Source organism: Falsiporphyromonas endometrii, assembly GCF_042654485.1.
GTDB classification, from domain to species: domain Bacteria; phylum Bacteroidota; class Bacteroidia; order Bacteroidales; family Porphyromonadaceae; genus Porphyromonas; species Porphyromonas endometrii.
In genome coordinates this window covers 25,054-42,195 of record NZ_JBHSGO010000034.1, presented here as the reverse complement: position 1 = coordinate 42,195, position 17,142 = coordinate 25,054, and the positions used below count along the sequence as shown (strand labels likewise).

The window sequence follows — 17,142 nt, the reverse complement described above, 5'->3', positions numbered from 1 at the left end:
TGACAGACAATTCGAAATAATTTCTTTAATTTGTACTTGTGTAAGGTTCATGCTTTTTATCGTTTTTTAGTTTGTAATTTCAAAGATAATAGTCTTGGGTCTTACACACTTTTTTGGGACAGTATCTATGCAGCCTCATCGGAAGCATTTGACTTTGGACGAGTAAATGTAAACGAGGAAGTGTCGGATAAAGTTTGCTTTATTTATGGAGAACATCTGAGTAAAATGCCCAAAATCAAGGTTGTGTCAAAGCACTTGGGTATTTTCTCCGTAGATGTAGAGGGCGATGAGAAAATGTCTCGAGCTACTGTTATGTTGGATACAGAAAAGATAGGAACTTATGAAGCCTATTTGAGAGTAGAGTATAATGATACAAATATTCTTTATATTCCTATTAAAGCTATTGTTCAAGATCCAGGTAATCCATACAATTTAGATGATACCCATCCCATTGTTGAATTAAATGAAACTTTTGATGCTAAGGCTCTGATACCAGCGGGATGGAAAAATATAGCTGTAGAGGGAACTCGTAAATGGATGATGCGTACTACGGGAGGAATTAATGCTAATCGCTATCCTGCAATTGACGCTTTAGGAGATACCAAAGGAAAGGTGCACGCACTCCTTGTATTACCTGCGATTGACTTCGATAGTGATGTTTTAGCCCAAGGTAAGAGCCTTTTCTTTAAACTGGCAACGGTGAAAGAGAGTGGGGCTACTCTAAGTCTTGTAGATCTAACTAAAGAGGGTGTCATAACACCTCTTCTGGATATTACTCAATCAGTTGATGGAGACTGGAAAACTATACAATATCCTATCGATAGTCTTCCGGAAAGAGGGGTGAGATTCTTGGCTTTTGAATACATTGGAGAGGAAAAAACAAAAGCAACGATTTATCGTATAGATGATGTTAAAATAGATAAGACTATACTCTCTTCCAATCAAGTGGATCCTATCCCATTTACGATTGCAGTAGAGGGACAAATCTTACATATCAAGGGTGATATAGAGAGAAAAAATATTATCCTATGGAGTATGGAAGGATGTCTAATTACACAAACTCAAACTGCTTTATCTGAAATTTCCATACCATTGCCTACAAAGGGGGCGTATGTTGTACAAATAGGAGATAAAATACAGAAGGTATATGTACAATAATAGACTATTATACTTGTCCTATTAGGAAATCATCGTAGTGTTCTTGAGAAAATGAGGGGTTGTTGATTGAAAATGTCAAAGCCCCTCTTTTTATGTCTTTTGTCTAGTCCTACAATAGCGTTACACCTAAAAAGAGTAACGAATGGAAAAGGCAGAAAACAAGTATGTTAAGCGTACCCAAAAGGATTACAGCATGTCCTTTAAATTATCGGTAGTGCAAGAGTATGAAAGCGGTAAAGCAAGTTTATGCTATCTTCAGCGCAAATACGGAATACAGGGAAACCAAACCGTTAAGCGGTGGATAGAGAAATATGGGAACTTCGACATCTCAAACAAAACACTCAGGCCAATGGAAAAGAGTAAGGATCAAGAACTTCTGGAATTACGGCAGAAGGTAAGGCTGCTTGAACGCAGGAACGCCCGATTGGAAAAAGAACTCGAGCAGAAAGACATGAAAGCAGAGTTTTTCGATATGATGATAGATATTGCAGAAAAGGAGTATGATATCGATATCAGAAAAAACTCCTGTCCCGAACAGTCACCCAATATAAAGAAGAAAAATCCGTAAGTATCAGCGGAGTCTGCAGACTGCTCGGGGTAAGCAGACAAAAGTATTATCGTCAGCAGTGGAGCATATCCAAAAGCCGGGAAAGAGCCACCGAGGTGGTAGAAATGGTGCGGGAGGTCCGTTTGGAGATGCCCCGCATAGGCACCCGCAAGCTCTATCATATGCTCCATTTGCCATTGAGGGAGAAAAAAGTTGGTCGGGACAGGCTTTTTGCCATACTTCGGGCCAACCACCTTCTTATACAACCCGCACGTTCGTACCATAGGACGACGAACTCGTATCATCGGTTCCGAAAGCACAAGAATCTGATTGAAAATATGGTGGTGTCACGTCCGGAAGAGGTATGGGTGTCCGATATCACTTATATAGGCAATAGGAACGGCCATATGTACCTCTCTCTGATCACGGATGCCTATTCAAAAAAGATTATGGGATACGATCTCTCCGATTCATTAGAAACCCAAGGTCCCCTGAACGCACTAAAAATGGCCAATCGCAACAGGCTGTATAAAGATGTGCCACTGATACATCATTCAGACCGGGGAATACAGTATTGTTCCAATGCGTATCAAAAATTATTGAAACGATATAGAATAACTCCCAGTATGACGGAATCTTACGATCCGTACGCAAATGCTGTGGCCGAACGGGTAAACGGAATACTCAAGCAGGAATTCCTGCTTGAAGAGCTCAATCTTCCTTCGCAGCATATGAAACAGGCCGTGAAGGATGCGATTTGTAAATACAACAGGCTTAGGCCTCATTTCTCTTGTGGATATAATACCCCTGAGTACATGCATCATCAAAATCGCGTTAAGATTAAAACCTACAAAAAGAAACAGATTATCAAGGCCGGCCTTGATAATCTGTTTGAGAAATAGTTTATTTTTGTCCAATAACTGTAACGGTTATTTAGGACTAGTCATTTTAGTCTGTCTAATTAACCCATTTTAGCTCCAATCAAAGAGTTTTCTGCTTAGAGTTGTGTCAATGATAAACCGAAAAGCATGTGTATAGTGCCAGGCGTCCAAGTTTCACAGTACAGGGAGCATACCTTTGTATGTGACCGAACTTGAATACTGCAGACAACGCAGCAATATGCACATTATTTTCGGTTTATTAGGTGTTCCATGGCCAACACTCCCACAACTCCCACCACAAACCCATTTGATACAATAGGTCTAAGCACTTCCGGTATTTCATTGATTACATTCTGTGGCAAGAAAGAGATAAATAGAGCCAACATCAGAGGGAGTGCTATTGTGGTACAGTCTGTAAAGTCTCTTACGACATTGGGTAGTGTCATCATTTTGAATGAAGATGCCAGTTGCGATACCATGATAAATAGCAACACAATACCCATCACCGGTAGTGGTATATCGCATATCATAACGATTAGGTTGGGGAATATGGCACACACAATGAGTCCTAAGGCAGCCGGAATGAGTGTATATCTTGATGCGCATCCCGTATTCATAATTATTCCCGGACTTATTGAGAAGTCTACAAATCCTATTGTCCCGAATAGTCCGCATAAGATATTTGATAGTCCGGTCATTCTCAGTCCATCTTTTGTTCTTTTGTCGGGGTTGTCGGCTTCGAGAGCTTGTTCGACTGCTTGTATGGATCCTATTTCGTTGATAAACAGTGCTATGTAGCAAAAGAAGAATGCAAATAGGACACCTATGTTTAGCTTAAATCCCGGTATAAACATCTCTTGCCATGGGATTTGGCTATATGATACCATTTGCATGGATGGTTGTCCGGGAAAGCATATTCTATATACAATGCTTCCGACGAGCAGTCCCCATAGTACGGTCGTAGATTTCCATATCCCTCTGAATACTTTGTTTAGGATGACCATTGCTGTGAATAGGGCTATTGAAAGTATAAAAAGGTGTAGTGGATTGATTTGATTTCCGAATACGAGCTGTATAATGGTAGGTGTCAGAGTAAGCGCTATTAGGGCGAGTATGACGGTTATGATTCGATGAGTAAAGAGCTTTGTAAACTTGTACAACAGGTTGGTATATGATAGGATTGTCAGCAAAGCTCCTCCCAAAATGATCGCTGTGTATATGGCATCTATCCCTTGATGATTTGCCGTAAGAATGCCTATCAGCAGTACTGCGGCAGGTCCGATGACTATCGGTAGTCTATGTCCCCAAAATACTTGAGCCAATAGAGCTATGCCTGCGAGAGCAAACAACTTTTGAGCGTAGAAAATCTTTTGTGCTGTGGTGTCGTAATGTATGCCACCTACTAATATGGCAAGAATGATAAGTGTAGGTATGATGATTAAAAACCATTCGAGGCCGTACACAAGGAGGGCCTTAAGGGGCATTTTTTGATCAATGTTGTACTTGATTGGATTCATTGTAAAATAGGGGTGATAGGGTAGCTTGGGCTACTTTGGTAGAAAGAGGCTGCAATTGTAAAGTCGTTTTGCTCTGATTGAGGTCTGACCCGTTGGATATGGCAGACTATATGATGATAGCTCGATCGAGCGTATTTCAAAACAGTTCTTATAGACATCTCTTGAGCCTCAAATAGGGTAAGGTGTTATCAAAAACAGACTAAATGGGTTGCTTGGTTTTATGCGTTTGATATTTTCTTTACCGACTTGCCGGTCTCTTTGAGCATGGTACAGCTGTCGTTGAGGTCGTCCATCGCGCATTCGGTAAATTCGTACCCTCTTTCGAGGTGGTCTCTTGCTTCAAGTAGGGCTGAGCTAAAAGCTTTCTTTTTGTCCGGCTCTAACTTCTCTTTCTTTAGTATGCTTTCTAACTCATCGATGGCAGTATATGCCTTTTCTATCTTTTCGGATATGACTTTGACAAGGTCTTTTGTGGTCTCAGTCTCTTTGTTTAGTACTTTGATGTGTTTCTGAAGATTGTCAATTTTATCTTGCAAAGCTTTGTCTGTTACTCCTTTATCTTTCATTGTTGCATACAAATTTTCTGCTAAGGTAGTGATATTTTGAAATCGGAAAGGTGGTCGTTCTATACTTTCTTATGAAGTGGTCTATGTTGCAGAAAGCTATTGTCAGATTGAAGATATAGGGAGAGAATGATGCATCAAGTGCTATGGTCACAAATTTATGAGCAGCTGTGGTGGCTTTGATATGCCGGGTGCTGCCATCTGTGATAAACAATGTCCGGCTTGATGTTTTACGATATAAATGTGTTTATTATGTATTTTTGCATTCATGACTTAGGAGTTGTTTGCGGGTTGTCAGGGAGATAATGACGAGTTGTGATGGAAGCTACGCGCATTGTTTGATTCTTTTTTAAGATTAAAGAATGATGTAATCGGGCAACAGTTTCTAAATCAAGTTCGTTTCTTACAAGGTAGAAATAATAGAAAATACAGATATGGATAAACAGATTGTAAAGGACTGCTGGAGAAAATCATGGCCTACAGTGCTTGCTATTTTATTTTTTGCCATCGTTTCGTTGGCTTACTTTTATCCTGCCACCTTTGAGGGTAGGGAGCTATTTCGTAATGATGTAGAGGGTGCTTCGGGTACTGCTCAGGATGTTCGTGATTATGAGTCTGCTACGGGTGAGCATTCTTACTGGACCAATAGTTTGTTTGGTGGAATGCCTATGTATCAGATTTCTCCCTCTTATCCTTCTACTAAGGCTTTGCAGGAGATTCAAAATGTCGGTACTCTTCGTGCTCCTTTAAACATTATGGGTAATTATGCCTGGCTGTTGTTTGCAATGATGGTTGGCTTTTTCATCTTTATGCGATCTCTTAAGCAGGATGTGATTGTAGCTGTCTTGGGCGCACTTTTTTGGACCTTCTCCTCTTACTTCGTCATATTGATTGTGGCAGGTCATATATGGAAGTTGACAGCTCTTTGCTTTATTCCTCCCACCATCGGGGGTATGATCTGGCTTTATAGAGGCAAATATTTGAAGGGTTTTGTCGTGACGGCTTTGTTTACGGCTCTTCAGATTATGGCCAACCATGTGCAGATGAGCTATTATTTCCTGTTTGTAATGGTTGCCATTGCGATCTCATTTTTTGTACAGGCTATTCGTCAGCATCAGTTGGGGGCTTACCTCAAGTCTACAATCGGTCTTGTCTTGGCCGGTGTATTGGGTGTGGCAATCAACTTGTCCAATTTGTATCATACCTATGAATATTCTAAGGAGACGATTCGTGGGGGAAGCGAACTGACAATCAAGCCCGAGGGAGCTTCCGAAAGTTCTGCTGATGCCAACAAGTCTGGATTGGACAAAGAATATATTACTCAGTGGAGCTATGGTATTGGTGAGACTTGGACCTTACTTGTGCCTAATCTTAAGGGTGGAGCCAGTGGCTATGTGGGCATGAGCCCGGAGCTGATGGAGAAAGTTTCGGATATCACATCTGATCCACAGAGCCAACAGATCCTTGCCGGTATGAATCAATATTGGGGCGATCAGCCTTTTACTGCCGGTCCTGTCTATGTGGGTGCCTTTGTTTTGGCTCTCTTTATCTTTGGTTGTATCCGTGTCAAAGGTCCGGTCAAGTGGGCTCTTTTGGCTGCCACAATCTTGTCCGTACTTCTCTCTTGGGGACACAACTTTATGTCTCTTACTTCTTGGTTTATCGATTACTTCCCCATGTACAATAAGTTTAGGACTGTATCGAGTATTTTGGTGATTGCCGAATTTACCATTCCTGCTCTTGCTGTATTGGGACTTGTCGAATTTATGAAGCATCCCAAGGAGTCTTTGAAAGATGTCCGGTCCTGGGGGGTGGCTCTTGGTCTTACCTTCGGTGCCGGCATTCTGTTTTATATATTGCCGACTGTATTCTTCAACTTTGTCTCTACTCAAGAGCAAGAGATGTTTAATCAGGCCATGTCGGGCAATGGTCAGCTGATAAGTATGATTGTCAATGATCTTACAGCGTTGAGGGTCTCTGTATTCAGGGCTGATGTTTTGAGAAGTTTGGTTGTGATTTTGCTTTCAATCGTGCCTCTTTATCTCTACAGCATCAATAAACTTAAACCACTTTGGACTGTCGTATTGGTTGGAGCCATTTCTTTGATTGACCTTTATACGGTAGATAAACGCTATCTCAACGACGAAAAGTTTGAAGAACCACTGAGTGTTAGTAGCAAGGCAGCTCCGCAGACAGAGGCAGATAAACTTATTCTTAAGGACAAGACTCCCGGCTATCGTGTCTTCAACATGACTGTCGATGCCTTCAATGAATCTACCACATCAAGGTGGCACAACAATATTGGGGGATATCATCCTGCTAAGTTGCAGAGATATCAAGATTTAATCAGCTTCCAACTGGCTCGTCGTAATATGCAGGTTCTTGACATGCTCAATACGAAATATTTTATTGTTCCTTCTCATGATGGTAAGTCTCAGCAGGTTGTCCCCAATCCGGGTGCATTTGGTCCGGCATGGTTTGTCAAGGATATTAAGGTTGTCAATAATGCCAATGAAGAGATGCAGGCTTTGGATAGTACCCATCTTAGAGAGACGGCTGTTGTAGATAAGCGCTTTGTTTCTAACGAACTCTCTTCCCTTAAGCTTATGACTGATACGACTGCTACAATTAGTCTTATGAAATATGCCCCCAACCATTTGGAGTATAAGAGTTTATCCAAAGAGCCGGGGCTTGCAGTGCTAAGCGAGATTTATTACCCTCATGGATGGACTGCCACCATAGATGGTAAGCCGGCAGATATCTTGCGTGTTGATTATGTGCTTAGAGCTTTGATTGTTCCTGCCGGAGAGCATACAATAGCACTTGATTTTCATCCTAAGTCGGTCAAGACAACTGAATTGGTTGCTAAGGTTGCTTTTTGGATCTTGCTGGCCGTTATGATTCTTTCGATTGCGCTTCCACTTTTGCGTAAGCAGGATGAGATAAAGAGGTTAGACGAGGATAATGAAGATCATACCAAGGAGGATGCAAAATAAGAAGCAACAGCTTTTGGAATATATGAAATAAAATAAGTTTGGATCTAATCCATCAAGTATATTACTTGCGGATTTTATTGATACTCGCAAAAATGCCTTCTACCACGATGTAGGGGGCATTTTTGTTTTGCTTGCAAGTTGTGCAGTATTTTATCGATATAGAGGTAGTCATTCAATAGTTAGAAAACTATTCTTCAAAGGATTTTGCATTGCCGTAGCTGTTCCAGTGCATGTATCTCTCAAACAGCAGTGCTTTTCCACCTCGTGAGGTTGCAGGAGAGCTGCAAATGGATCTTTCTCTTTGCCTATTTATCTGCTTTGAAATAAAGACGCTGAACGCCAAGCCTTTTTTAATGGAGTTGAAAGCTCTTGGGCGATACCTGTATTGCAAACATAAATATATACTTGCAACATTTGAACACTTTTCTGCTGATGTTTTTCAACTTCTATTTTTGAGGAAATGGTCATAGCAGCTATTCATCTTTGTTAGATGCCAAAAACAGTTGAAACCAACTTCATAAGTGTAATCTCTTTTTATCAACATCTTTGGGAAGATTAGCTGTTTCCTTTAAATCTCAAATGCTTATATTTGATTCATGAAAGCTATATTGTCTCTTATATATAGTCGCATTTTTGTTGCTATTATTAATGCTGTTTCATTTGTAATTAATTGATTTCATTTAAGTTAAAATCATTATGAAAGTTATCACATATAATGTCAATGGGCTGAGGGCAGCCCTTAAGAAAGATTTTATAACCTGGCTTAGGTCAGAAAATCCTGATGTGCTTTGTCTTCAGGAGACCAAAATGCAAGAGGATCAGTTTGAGCCTGCGGATTTTGTTGATGCAGGATATCCTTATTGTTATCTGTTTTCTGCCAAGAAAAAGGGGTATAGCGGGGTAGCTATTATCTCAAAGGTGGAGCCGGATGCTGTCATCAAGGGTATGGGTATTGATGCTTATGATGATGAGGGACGTTTTATTCGTGCCGATTTTGGTGATTTGTCTATCTGCTCTATCTACCATCCTTCCGGTACAAGTGGTGATGTGCGTCAAGATTTTAAGATGCAGTGGCTGGAGGATTTTCAGGAGTATTGCAATACCTTACGTAAGGAACGACCTCAATTGATTTTGTGTGGGGATTATAATATCTGCCATGAGCCTATTGATATTCATGATCCGGTGCGTAATGCCAAAAATAGTGGTTTCCTCCCCGAAGAACGTGAATGGATGACTCGTTTTCTGAGCGATGGCTATATCGACTCATTTAGGTTGCTTCATCCTGAAGAGCAAAAATATTCTTGGTGGAGCTATCGATTTAGTGCTCGCAAAAACAACAAAGGCTGGCGTATCGACTACTGTATGCTGACTGACAATATGCAAGATCGTTTGGAGTCTGCTTTTATTCTCAATGAGGCTGTTCATAGCGATCATTGTCCTGTGGGGGTCATTGTCAAGTAGTTGATATCTTATAAGTGGCTTGCAAGTGACCTTCAAAGTTTTCTTTTGGATGACCTGATGTGATTTTTGTGATGGAAGTTTTTTCAGCCTGATTGGATACCTTTTTGCTATTTAGAGGCCTCTTCTTTTGCAAATAGCTTGATATAGGCATCAAAATGTAGCATAGAATAATTCACAAATCATTTACAGATAATTACGAATTTCATTCGGATAACTTCTTAGGAGGCATAATTGTGTTTTAATAGCTTACTTTGTAGTTTAATTTAAGGCAAAGTTTTGTATGAATGCAGAAGTAGTCAATTATATCATTCGTTTTATGGTCAATGAGGATGTGGCTCCGGACGATCTGGAAAATCTCGTTGGCTATACTTCCGATCCGGAACGAATGAAGGGGTATAAGATTGTTATCTTGCCATCCCCTTTCTTCAAACTGGGGGTGTATGGTACACCTGCCTCTTATCCCGAACTCCCTTTGTCGGAGTTTGAGGGTGTGCCGCTCCTTTTTGGCTCTCCGTCGGTCTATCAGTCAGATGAGGGTCCTCTTATCATAGAGGCCGATCTTGTGGCATCATCCTTTTTTGTCTTAAGTCGCTATGAGGAGATTTTCAGGCGCAGTATAAGGGATGTGCATGGGCGCTTCCCGGGGAAGGAGTCTCTTCCTTATAAAGCCGGTTTTATCGAACATCCCATCGTGGATGAGTATGGTGTGATTTTGCGTCGTTATATGCGTCAGTGTGGAATTGATGTTAAGGAGCCTCCTCGATATTTCTCCCATGTCAATTTGACGCATGATATTGATGAACCTTTTGCATATCGTGGATTTAGGAGTTTCTTGAGGGCTATTGTCAAGGAGAGAAAATCTCCCTTCGAAGCTTTTCGTTTGGCCTATTCGGATCCAAAACATGATAAGTATTATACGTTCGACAAATTTCTCGAATGGAATAAACTTTGTCGCGAACAGCTTGGAATAAGCAGATGTGATACCATCTTTTTCTTCAAGTCCAATGGTACTCATAAGTTGGATATGCCACAGTATAAGCTCAATAGTCTTCGCTATAAGCCACTTATGGATATGGTCGAGAAGCGTGAAGTCAAAATTGGGTTGCATTGCTCTTATTCCTCTTCACTCAGGCCCGAACGTATTAAGCAGGAGAAGATTAAACTTCAGCGATCCGTCAATTGTATTACGGACTTGTCGAGGCATCATTATCTTGCCGCACGTGAGCCTGAAGATATGATATCTCTTATCAATAGTGGCATTCGTCATGACTATACGATGGGGTATGCCGATGTTGTTGGTTTTAGATTGGGTACCTGTCGACCGGTAAGGTTTATCAGGCCTTCTACTCGTGTGTTGACTGATCTTGTGCTTCATCCTTTGATGATGATGGATTGTACCTTTACGAAGTATATGAATCTTTCGGAAGAGGAGGCCGAAAAGAAGGCCAAACTTCTTGTGCGTTCGACAGCTCAGTATCATGGGGAGTTGAATATCTTGTGGCACAATGTCTCTCTTTCGAAGGCTTTGCATCCATGGTTGTGCAGATTGTACAGAGTGTTGCTGAGGTATCTTACTGCTGTGGATATGCAGGGAAGGGGAGAGGCTAATTAACCAAAGATGTCATGAAAAATCTCTTGATTATATCGGATGCTTTTCCTCCAACTTTTGCTCCCAGGATAGAGGCTGTCGCCAAATACCTCCCTTTGTATGGATGGCAGCCCACGGTGATTACCATTTGCACAAGAGAAGCTAACTATACACATACAGCTACGGACAGCTTGACCAAAGATCCTTGCCCGGTGTATAGGTTGCTTAAGTCTGATGCTGAAGCCGGTAAGTTGAGACATCTGTTATCCTTTTTGGGTGAATTGCTTTCTGAGAGTCGCGAGAAGCATTTGGAGCAAGAGATTCTTTCGTTGTCTCTTCCGAGGTTTGATGCCATTCTTTGTTTTGCATATCGCAAATTTCCTTTTCGTACAGCTTTTCATTTGGCTAAGAGATGGGGTATTCCGTGGATTGCCGACTGTCGGGATATTGTCGAACAATATACGGAGGGTGACTTCTTGCCAAAGAAACTTATTTTGGGCGGTATCAGGTTTAAGTTTGTTGAGAAGTGGATTAAGCATAAGATTTTGAAGGCTCGCAATGCCTCCATTAGTCAGGCTTGTGCTGTGATAACGGTATCTTCTTGGCATTGTAAGGTGTTGTCTAAAATCAATCCGAATGTACACCTTATATATAATGGGTATGATCCGCAGATTTTTGAGGTGTGTCATAATAGTCATAAGCGATTTAAGATCGTCTATACCGGTCGTCTTTTGAGTCTTGAGATGAGGGATCCTACATTGCTGTTTGAGGCTCTGCGCAGTGATTGTTTGGCTCGGCTTCTCAAAGAGGGATTGATTGATGTGGATTGGTATACTGATCAGCATTCAAAAGAGTTGCTTGAGCCTTTGATCAAAAAGTATCATCTCGAACGGTTTTGCCATTTCTATGCTATGGTGCCAAGGGAGCAGATGGCAAAGATCATTTGTGATGCAGATATATTGCTCCAACTTTCCAACCGAGAAACTTCCGAAGGGCCTCATGGAATGGTGTCGACCAAGATCTTTGAGGCGTTGGCAGTCGAAAAGCCGGTCCTTCTTGTACGAAGTGACGAGTCTGTAGTAGAGTCTTTGATACAGAAGTATAACCTTGGGTGTGCCGCTCGCTGTGTAGATGATGTGGTAGGCTTTGTCTTGGCTCGTTATAAGGAATGGAGTGACAAAGGATATACAGAGATAAGCTTACCTTTGGAGACGAAAAAACTTTTTTCGAGGAAAGAACAGGTAGCTGATTTTGCTCGAATATTAGACAAATTGATGTGATATGGATGTCCGTTTCGAATCGTTGGATTTGCCTCTTTACTCTCCCGGTAATTATATTTTGATTGCCGGACCTTGCAGTGCCGAGACTGAAGATCAGGTGTTGAAAACTGCCAAGGAGTTGCACGAGGGAGGAGTTAAGATTTTTAGAGCCTCTTTGTGGAAGCCCCGTACAAGACCGGGCTGTTTTGAAGGGGTTGGTGCAATGGGCCTTCCCTGGCTTAATCGTGTCAAAGAGGAGTATGGCATGCTTACGGCTACTGAGGTTGCCAATGGGCTCCATGTAGCTGAGAGTATAGAGGCCGGAATTGATATTTTGTGGATTGGGGCGCGCACAACTTCCAACCCCTTTTTGGTTGAGGATATTGCACATACGATTGCAAAGTACGATTGTCAACCGGTTGTTTTGGTCAAGAATCCCATCAATCCGGATATCGATTTGTGGGCCGGGTCTATCGAACGTCTTTCTTCTGCGGGAGTCAAACGTATTGGTGCTATCCATAGAGGGTTTAGCACTTATGCAGACAGCCTTTATCGCAATCCGCCCCACTGGCAAATTCCCATTGAACTTATGAGACGCTATCCAACCCTTCCGATGTTGGGTGATCCAAGCCATATCACCGGCAAAAGAGCTCTTGTGCCTGAAGTTTGTCGTCAATCGCTTGATATGCATTATGCCGGTTTGATTGTCGAATCGCATTGCAATCCGGATGATGCTTGGAGTGATGCGGCACAGCAAATGACTCCCGAAGAGTTGCTTAAGGTTACCAGCAAACTTAAACTGTCTCGTTTGGCAACTTGTCCTATGCCACCTCTTGATGCTTGGCGAACCGAACTGGATCAGCTTGATGAGAATATTTTGGGGCTTTTGTCTAAGCGTATGAGGATAGCCGAGCAAATAGGGTATTATAAGCGAGACAACAATCTCTCTGTTTTGCAGACCAATCGCTATCAGATTATGCAACAAGAACTTAAGCAGAAGGCTTGCAATCTGGGTCTGGATGATAAATTTATACATAAGCTGTTTGCTCAGATTCATGAAGAGTCTGTCAGAATTCAACATAAGATCTGTGATGAAGAATAGTTTTATCGTCAGTGTCGGAAGTAATTATTATGCTTCGAGGTATATACCTATGGCTCTAAAGAGATTGAGGGCATCATTTGAGGAGATCATTTCTTCGACACCCAAGGTTAATTCGGCTATAGATAGTCCAAAAGGTTGTCCTGACTTTGTAAATTGCGTTGCTGAGATTACTTCTCAACTTACCGAGGAGGAGGTTAGGCTTATTATCAAAGAGATTGAGCAGACTTGTGGTAGGAGGCGATATCCAAAGACCAAAACAAAGGTGGCTATCGATATTGATCTGCTTTATTGGAATGATGAATTGAGAAAACCGCAAGATATTCATAGACCTTATGTTTTGGAAGGTATGCACGAGTTGGGCAGAGATCTCTAAAAACATTGAGTGTTTCAATCATCATGGAAGAGTGCAGTTGTTACCTTTGTTATATCTTCTTTCCTGCCAGATTTATATGGCTTTTTAGTATTATTTGATTCGAATAGTTTCACCGTATATCTTTGTATAACAGTTGTATAGATATGTATGGGTTGTGGTGTGACAATTAAAATCTTAGCTCAAGAATGGTGTTATAATTCATATTTCCTCTTTTTGAATTACCTTTGTCCTCAAGTCGCTTTAAGAATAGGACAATATTGTCTAACGAAAAAAGGGACTGAATTATTTACTGCAAGCAATGATTAACAGAACAGTTATACGAACTCGTGCTCTACAAGTAGCTTATTCACATTTTAAGCGCGAGAAGACAACCATCGATGTTACATTGAAGGAATTGGAGAATAGTCTTAGGGAAACGTACGACCTCTATCTTCACTTTTTAGGCTTAATCCCTGATTTGACTGAATTCCATTCGGACGTTCTAAGGGCAAAACAACAAAAACACATGCCCACCGAAGATGAGAAAAATCCCAACATGAAATTGGCAAACAATGCTTTGGCTAAGCTTCTTAGGCAAAATACAATCTTAAATGATTATGAGGCTGAGGCTATGCATAACTGGAGAAGTGATGATGCCATGCTCAGTCGTTTGCTCACAAAAATCCTTCAATCAAATATTTATGAGGCTTATTTGGCTGATATCGACAGCCTGAGAGCCGATTGTAAGTTTTGGTTAGATGTATTTAAACATATCATCTTTGTGGATGAAGATCTTGCCGACTTCTTGGAGCTTGAATCGCTTTATTGGGACAATTCGCTTTTCCTAATCGAGAAATTTGAATCAGAAGAGCTTCCCGATATCGAACGAGTAGAAGATGAAGTTGAAGAGCTTAAGAAGAATCCGGACCTTTATCAGTCTGTAAGGGCTGAGACCTCACCTGTGGAGATTGTCAAAGATTTTGTCTTGAAGACGATTAAACAGGTAAAGAAGACAACCCCCGTTGAGGAGATTGTCAGTCCTATGTACAAAGATGACGAGGACGAGATGTTTGCAGTGAATCTTCTTTCTAAGACAATCGAGGGTAGCTGTCACTACCGCGAGATATTGGATAAGTATCTCAACAATTGGGACTCTGAGAGGGTAGCAGATATCGATATGATTCTGATGCAGATGGCTCTTTGTGAATTTTTTGAGATGCCGGATATTCCCGTCAGGATTACAATCAATGAATACATCGAATTGTCAAAGATGTTTTCAACTTCAAAAAGCTATTCTTTCGTGAATGGAGTATTGGATAATGTCGCTACAGAATTTAAGAAAAACGGAATGATTTTAAAGGCTAATAAATAAAGATGCAGGATATAAGAAACATTGCCATCATCGCTCACGTGGACCACGGAAAAACGACCTTGGTGGATAAGATGCTTTTGGCCGGTAAGCTATTCAGAGATGATAAGGCGGCCGAAGTAAGTACATTTTTGGACAACAACGACCTTGAGAGGGAGCGTGGTATTACGATTTTGTCAAAGAATGTCAGTATTAACTATAAGGGAGTTAAGATCAATATCATTGACACTCCGGGTCACTCTGACTTTGGAGGAGAGGTAGAGCGTGTGCTTAATATGGCAGATGGTTGCTTGCTTCTTGTCGATGCTTTTGAAGGTCCTATGCCTCAGACACGCTTTGTGCTTCATAAGGCTATTGAGATGGGGCTCAAACCAATTGTTGTCATTAATAAGGTTGATAAGCCCAATTGTCGTCCGTCAGAAGTACAGGATATGGTTTTTGACTTGATGTGTTCGCTTGATGCTTCTGAAGAACAACTTGACTTCCCGACGGTATATGGTTCGGCTAAGCAAGGATGGATGAGTGATGATTATAACCATCCGACAGAAGATATAACGGCTCTTTTGGATGCTATCATCAAATATATACCTGCTCCTCAGCAGCTGGAAGGTCCTTGTCAGATGTTGATTACATCGCTGGTTTTCTCCAGTTATGTGGGACGTATTGCTGTAGGTCGTGTACACAGAGGAACAATCAAAGAGGGGCAAGATATTGCTTTGTGCAAGCGTGATGGCTCTGTGGTAAAACAACGAATCAAAGAGCTTGACGTATTTGAAGGCTTAGGCCGTAGCAAAACATCTGAAGTCTCATCAGGTGATATTTGTGCCATCATTGGCTTGGAGGATTTTGAGATTGGAGAGACTATTGCCGATGTCAATACACCGGAAGCTCTCAAATCCATTGCTATCGATGAGCCTACCATGAGTATGCTCTTCACGATCAATAACTCGCCCTTTTATGGTAAAGATGGTAAGTATGTAACTTCAAGACATATTTATGAACGTTTGATGCGTGAGCTTGATAAGAATTTGGCTCTTCGTGTTGAACCTACAGACTCTTCCGACTCTTGGCTTGTCTTTGGTCGTGGACTTCTTCACCTTTCCGTGTTGATTGAAACAATGCGTCGTGAAGGATACGAATTGCAGGTTGGACAGCCACAGGTAATTATCAAAGAGATTGATGGCAAAAAGTGTGAACCAATAGAAGAACTTGAAATCAATCTTCCGGAAGAAACATCAAGCCGTATCATCGATATTGTGACCAAACGCAAGGGTGAGATGACCATGATGGATTCTAAGCAGGATCGTGTATTTCTTGAGTTTAAGATTCCTTCAAGAGGTATTATTGGTCTTAATAGTGCTGTTCTGACTGCATCTGCAGGGGAGGCCGTAATGTCTCACAGATTCTTGTGTTATGAACCATGGAAAGGTGAGATGGAAAGACGAAGCAATGGATCAATCATTGCATTGGAGTCGGGTACGGCTTATGCTTATGCACTTAACAATCTTCAGTCAAGAGGTAGATTCTTTATAAGCCCACAAGATGAGGTCTATGCCGGCCAGGTTGTGGGAGAGCATACCAAGGAAAAAGACTTGGCTGTGAATGTTTGTAAGAGTAAGAAGTTGACTAATATGCGTGCGTCAGGATCTGATGATAAAATCAACTTGGCTCCTCCAATAGTCTTTAGTTTGGAAGATGCCCTTGAATATATCAATGCAGACGAATATGTGGAGGTAACTCCTCATCATATGAGAATGCGTAAGATTATCCTTGATGACTTGGAGCGTAAGAGAGCTAATCGTAACGCAGAAGAGTAAAAAGAGGTTGCTTGCGAATTATTTTGAAGTGAACATTGAACATAAGAGTTGGGTATCGAAGTTTTTTGATTGCTTGGAGCAATTTTAGACTTTGAGCTAAACAACTTTTAGATCCAAATAGTTTTTAAGTCCAAAGATTGATTAACCGATCTTTGGACTTTTTTTATTGTTATCGACTAACGGGGTGGCCAAAGAGAAGATACTATTAACCCGGATCTGTTGTTGGAGCAGAATTGAGGGGCTGTCATTTAATTGTTTTCTAACACTACCCATGTGGCCTTGAGGCTTTATCCCGGGATAAAATGTTATTGTCAGCCAAATCTGATTTTTTGTTTTGTTACAATGTCCCAATAGTATTTGCAATAAAGTGGAGGCTCTTTGAACTGTTTAAGGCTCTAATTGAGAGATATAGATGGTCGTGAGTATTAGTTGTAACTTTAGTTTGACTCAAAATAGCATTCATGATACAACCTTATTCTGTAAAGACATTTGTGCTTTAGAGTAGATAATTTATAAGTTTCTTTTGTGTTGA

The 17,142-nt window shown here is 41.1% G+C and carries 13 protein-coding genes; 11 read left to right on the top strand and 2 right to left on the bottom strand.

Going from position 1 to position 17,142, the window contains the following annotated elements:
- Positions 1-30: 30 nt before the first annotated feature.
- The 3 genes from ACFO3G_RS01795 to ACFO3G_RS01785 all read left to right on the top strand — a co-directional run bounded on the left by ACFO3G_RS01795 (position 31) and on the right by ACFO3G_RS01785 (position 2,607).
- On the top strand, positions 31-1,158 hold the full coding sequence (locus tag ACFO3G_RS01795; protein WP_380077401.1) for a choice-of-anchor J domain-containing protein: 1,128 nt from the start codon (positions 31-33) through the stop codon (positions 1,156-1,158).
- 142 nt (positions 1,159-1,300) lie between these two features.
- The gene (locus ACFO3G_RS01790; protein WP_380077399.1) at positions 1,301-1,726 is read left to right on the top strand and encodes a helix-turn-helix domain-containing protein; all 426 of its coding nucleotides are present in this window, start codon (positions 1,301-1,303) and stop codon (positions 1,724-1,726) included.
- Complete coding sequence (locus ACFO3G_RS01785; RefSeq protein ID WP_380077411.1) at positions 1,684-2,607, top strand: IS3 family transposase; 924 nt, start codon at positions 1,684-1,686, stop codon at positions 2,605-2,607. Before ACFO3G_RS01790 ends, ACFO3G_RS01785 begins: the two co-directional genes overlap by 43 nt.
- A gap of 224 nt (positions 2,608-2,831) precedes the next feature.
- Here the strand turns inward: ACFO3G_RS01785 and ACFO3G_RS01780 are convergent, their stop codons facing one another.
- Positions 2,832-4,103 (bottom strand): uracil-xanthine permease family protein, encoded by a 1,272-nt coding sequence (locus ACFO3G_RS01780; protein ID WP_380077397.1) that lies wholly within the window; start codon positions 4,101-4,103, stop codon positions 2,832-2,834.
- A 218-nt stretch (positions 4,104-4,321) separates the two neighbouring features.
- On the bottom strand, positions 4,322-4,669 hold the full coding sequence (locus ACFO3G_RS01775; RefSeq protein ID WP_380077395.1) for a hypothetical protein: 348 nt from the start codon (positions 4,667-4,669) through the stop codon (positions 4,322-4,324).
- 431 nt (positions 4,670-5,100) lie between these two features.
- Between ACFO3G_RS01775 and ACFO3G_RS01770 the strand changes: the two genes are divergently transcribed.
- From ACFO3G_RS01770 to typA, 8 genes are all read left to right on the top strand, one after another.
- Positions 5,101-7,662: a YfhO family protein gene (locus ACFO3G_RS01770; RefSeq protein ID WP_380077393.1), complete on the top strand. Its 2,562-nt coding sequence runs from the start codon at positions 5,101-5,103 to the stop codon at positions 7,660-7,662.
- Positions 7,663-8,358: 696 nt separating this feature from the next.
- On the top strand, positions 8,359-9,123 hold the full coding sequence (locus ACFO3G_RS01765) for an exodeoxyribonuclease III (protein WP_380077391.1): 765 nt from the start codon (positions 8,359-8,361) through the stop codon (positions 9,121-9,123).
- 280 nt (positions 9,124-9,403) lie between these two features.
- The gene (vimE, locus tag ACFO3G_RS01760; protein WP_380077389.1) at positions 9,404-10,735 is read left to right on the top strand and encodes a UDP-2,3-diacetamido-2,3-dideoxy-alpha-D-glucuronate deacetylase VimE; all 1,332 of its coding nucleotides are present in this window, start codon (positions 9,404-9,406) and stop codon (positions 10,733-10,735) included.
- Positions 10,736-10,746: 11 nt separating this feature from the next.
- Positions 10,747-11,991 carry a glycosyltransferase family protein gene (locus ACFO3G_RS01755; RefSeq protein ID WP_380077387.1) on the top strand — a complete coding sequence of 415 codons (1,245 nt, stop codon included), beginning with the start codon at positions 10,747-10,749 and terminating at the stop codon, positions 11,989-11,991.
- Between the two features lies 1 nt (position 11,992).
- Positions 11,993-13,072 (top strand): bifunctional 3-deoxy-7-phosphoheptulonate synthase/chorismate mutase type II, encoded by a 1,080-nt coding sequence (locus ACFO3G_RS01750; RefSeq protein WP_380077385.1) that lies wholly within the window; start codon positions 11,993-11,995, stop codon positions 13,070-13,072.
- The gene (locus ACFO3G_RS01745; RefSeq protein WP_380077383.1) at positions 13,062-13,445 is read left to right on the top strand and encodes a 2-amino-4-hydroxy-6-hydroxymethyldihydropteridine diphosphokinase; all 384 of its coding nucleotides are present in this window, start codon (positions 13,062-13,064) and stop codon (positions 13,443-13,445) included. Before ACFO3G_RS01750 ends, ACFO3G_RS01745 begins: the two co-directional genes overlap by 11 nt.
- A 298-nt stretch (positions 13,446-13,743) precedes the next feature.
- Positions 13,744-14,796, top strand: coding sequence for a transcription antitermination factor NusB (nusB, locus tag ACFO3G_RS01740; protein ID WP_380077381.1), 1,053 nt, complete (start codon positions 13,744-13,746; stop codon positions 14,794-14,796).
- A gap of 2 nt (positions 14,797-14,798) precedes the next feature.
- On the top strand, positions 14,799-16,610 hold the full coding sequence (gene typA / locus ACFO3G_RS01735; protein WP_380077379.1) for a translational GTPase TypA: 1,812 nt from the start codon (positions 14,799-14,801) through the stop codon (positions 16,608-16,610).
- The last annotated feature ends 532 nt before the right edge of the window (positions 16,611-17,142 follow it).

Coding starts and splice junctions, on each gene's coding strand:
- ACFO3G_RS01780 (WP_380077397.1), bottom strand. CDS start 4,103: ATGAATCCAATCAAGTACAACATTGATCAAAAAATGCCCCTTAAGGCC.
- ACFO3G_RS01790 (WP_380077399.1), top strand. CDS start 1,301: ATGGAAAAGGCAGAAAACAAGTATGTTAAGCGTACCCAAAAGGATTAC.
- ACFO3G_RS01745 (WP_380077383.1), top strand. CDS start 13,062: ATGAAGAATAGTTTTATCGTCAGTGTCGGAAGTAATTATTATGCTTCG.
- ACFO3G_RS01750 (WP_380077385.1), top strand. CDS start 11,993: ATGGATGTCCGTTTCGAATCGTTGGATTTGCCTCTTTACTCTCCCGGT.
- typA (WP_380077379.1), top strand. CDS start 14,799: ATGCAGGATATAAGAAACATTGCCATCATCGCTCACGTGGACCACGGA.
- ACFO3G_RS01770 (WP_380077393.1), top strand. CDS start 5,101: ATGGATAAACAGATTGTAAAGGACTGCTGGAGAAAATCATGGCCTACA.
- ACFO3G_RS01775 (WP_380077395.1), bottom strand. CDS start 4,669: ATGAAAGATAAAGGAGTAACAGACAAAGCTTTGCAAGATAAAATTGAC.
- vimE (WP_380077389.1), top strand. CDS start 9,404: ATGAATGCAGAAGTAGTCAATTATATCATTCGTTTTATGGTCAATGAG.
- ACFO3G_RS01765 (WP_380077391.1), top strand. CDS start 8,359: ATGAAAGTTATCACATATAATGTCAATGGGCTGAGGGCAGCCCTTAAG.
- ACFO3G_RS01755 (WP_380077387.1), top strand. CDS start 10,747: ATGAAAAATCTCTTGATTATATCGGATGCTTTTCCTCCAACTTTTGCT.
- nusB (WP_380077381.1), top strand. CDS start 13,744: ATGATTAACAGAACAGTTATACGAACTCGTGCTCTACAAGTAGCTTAT.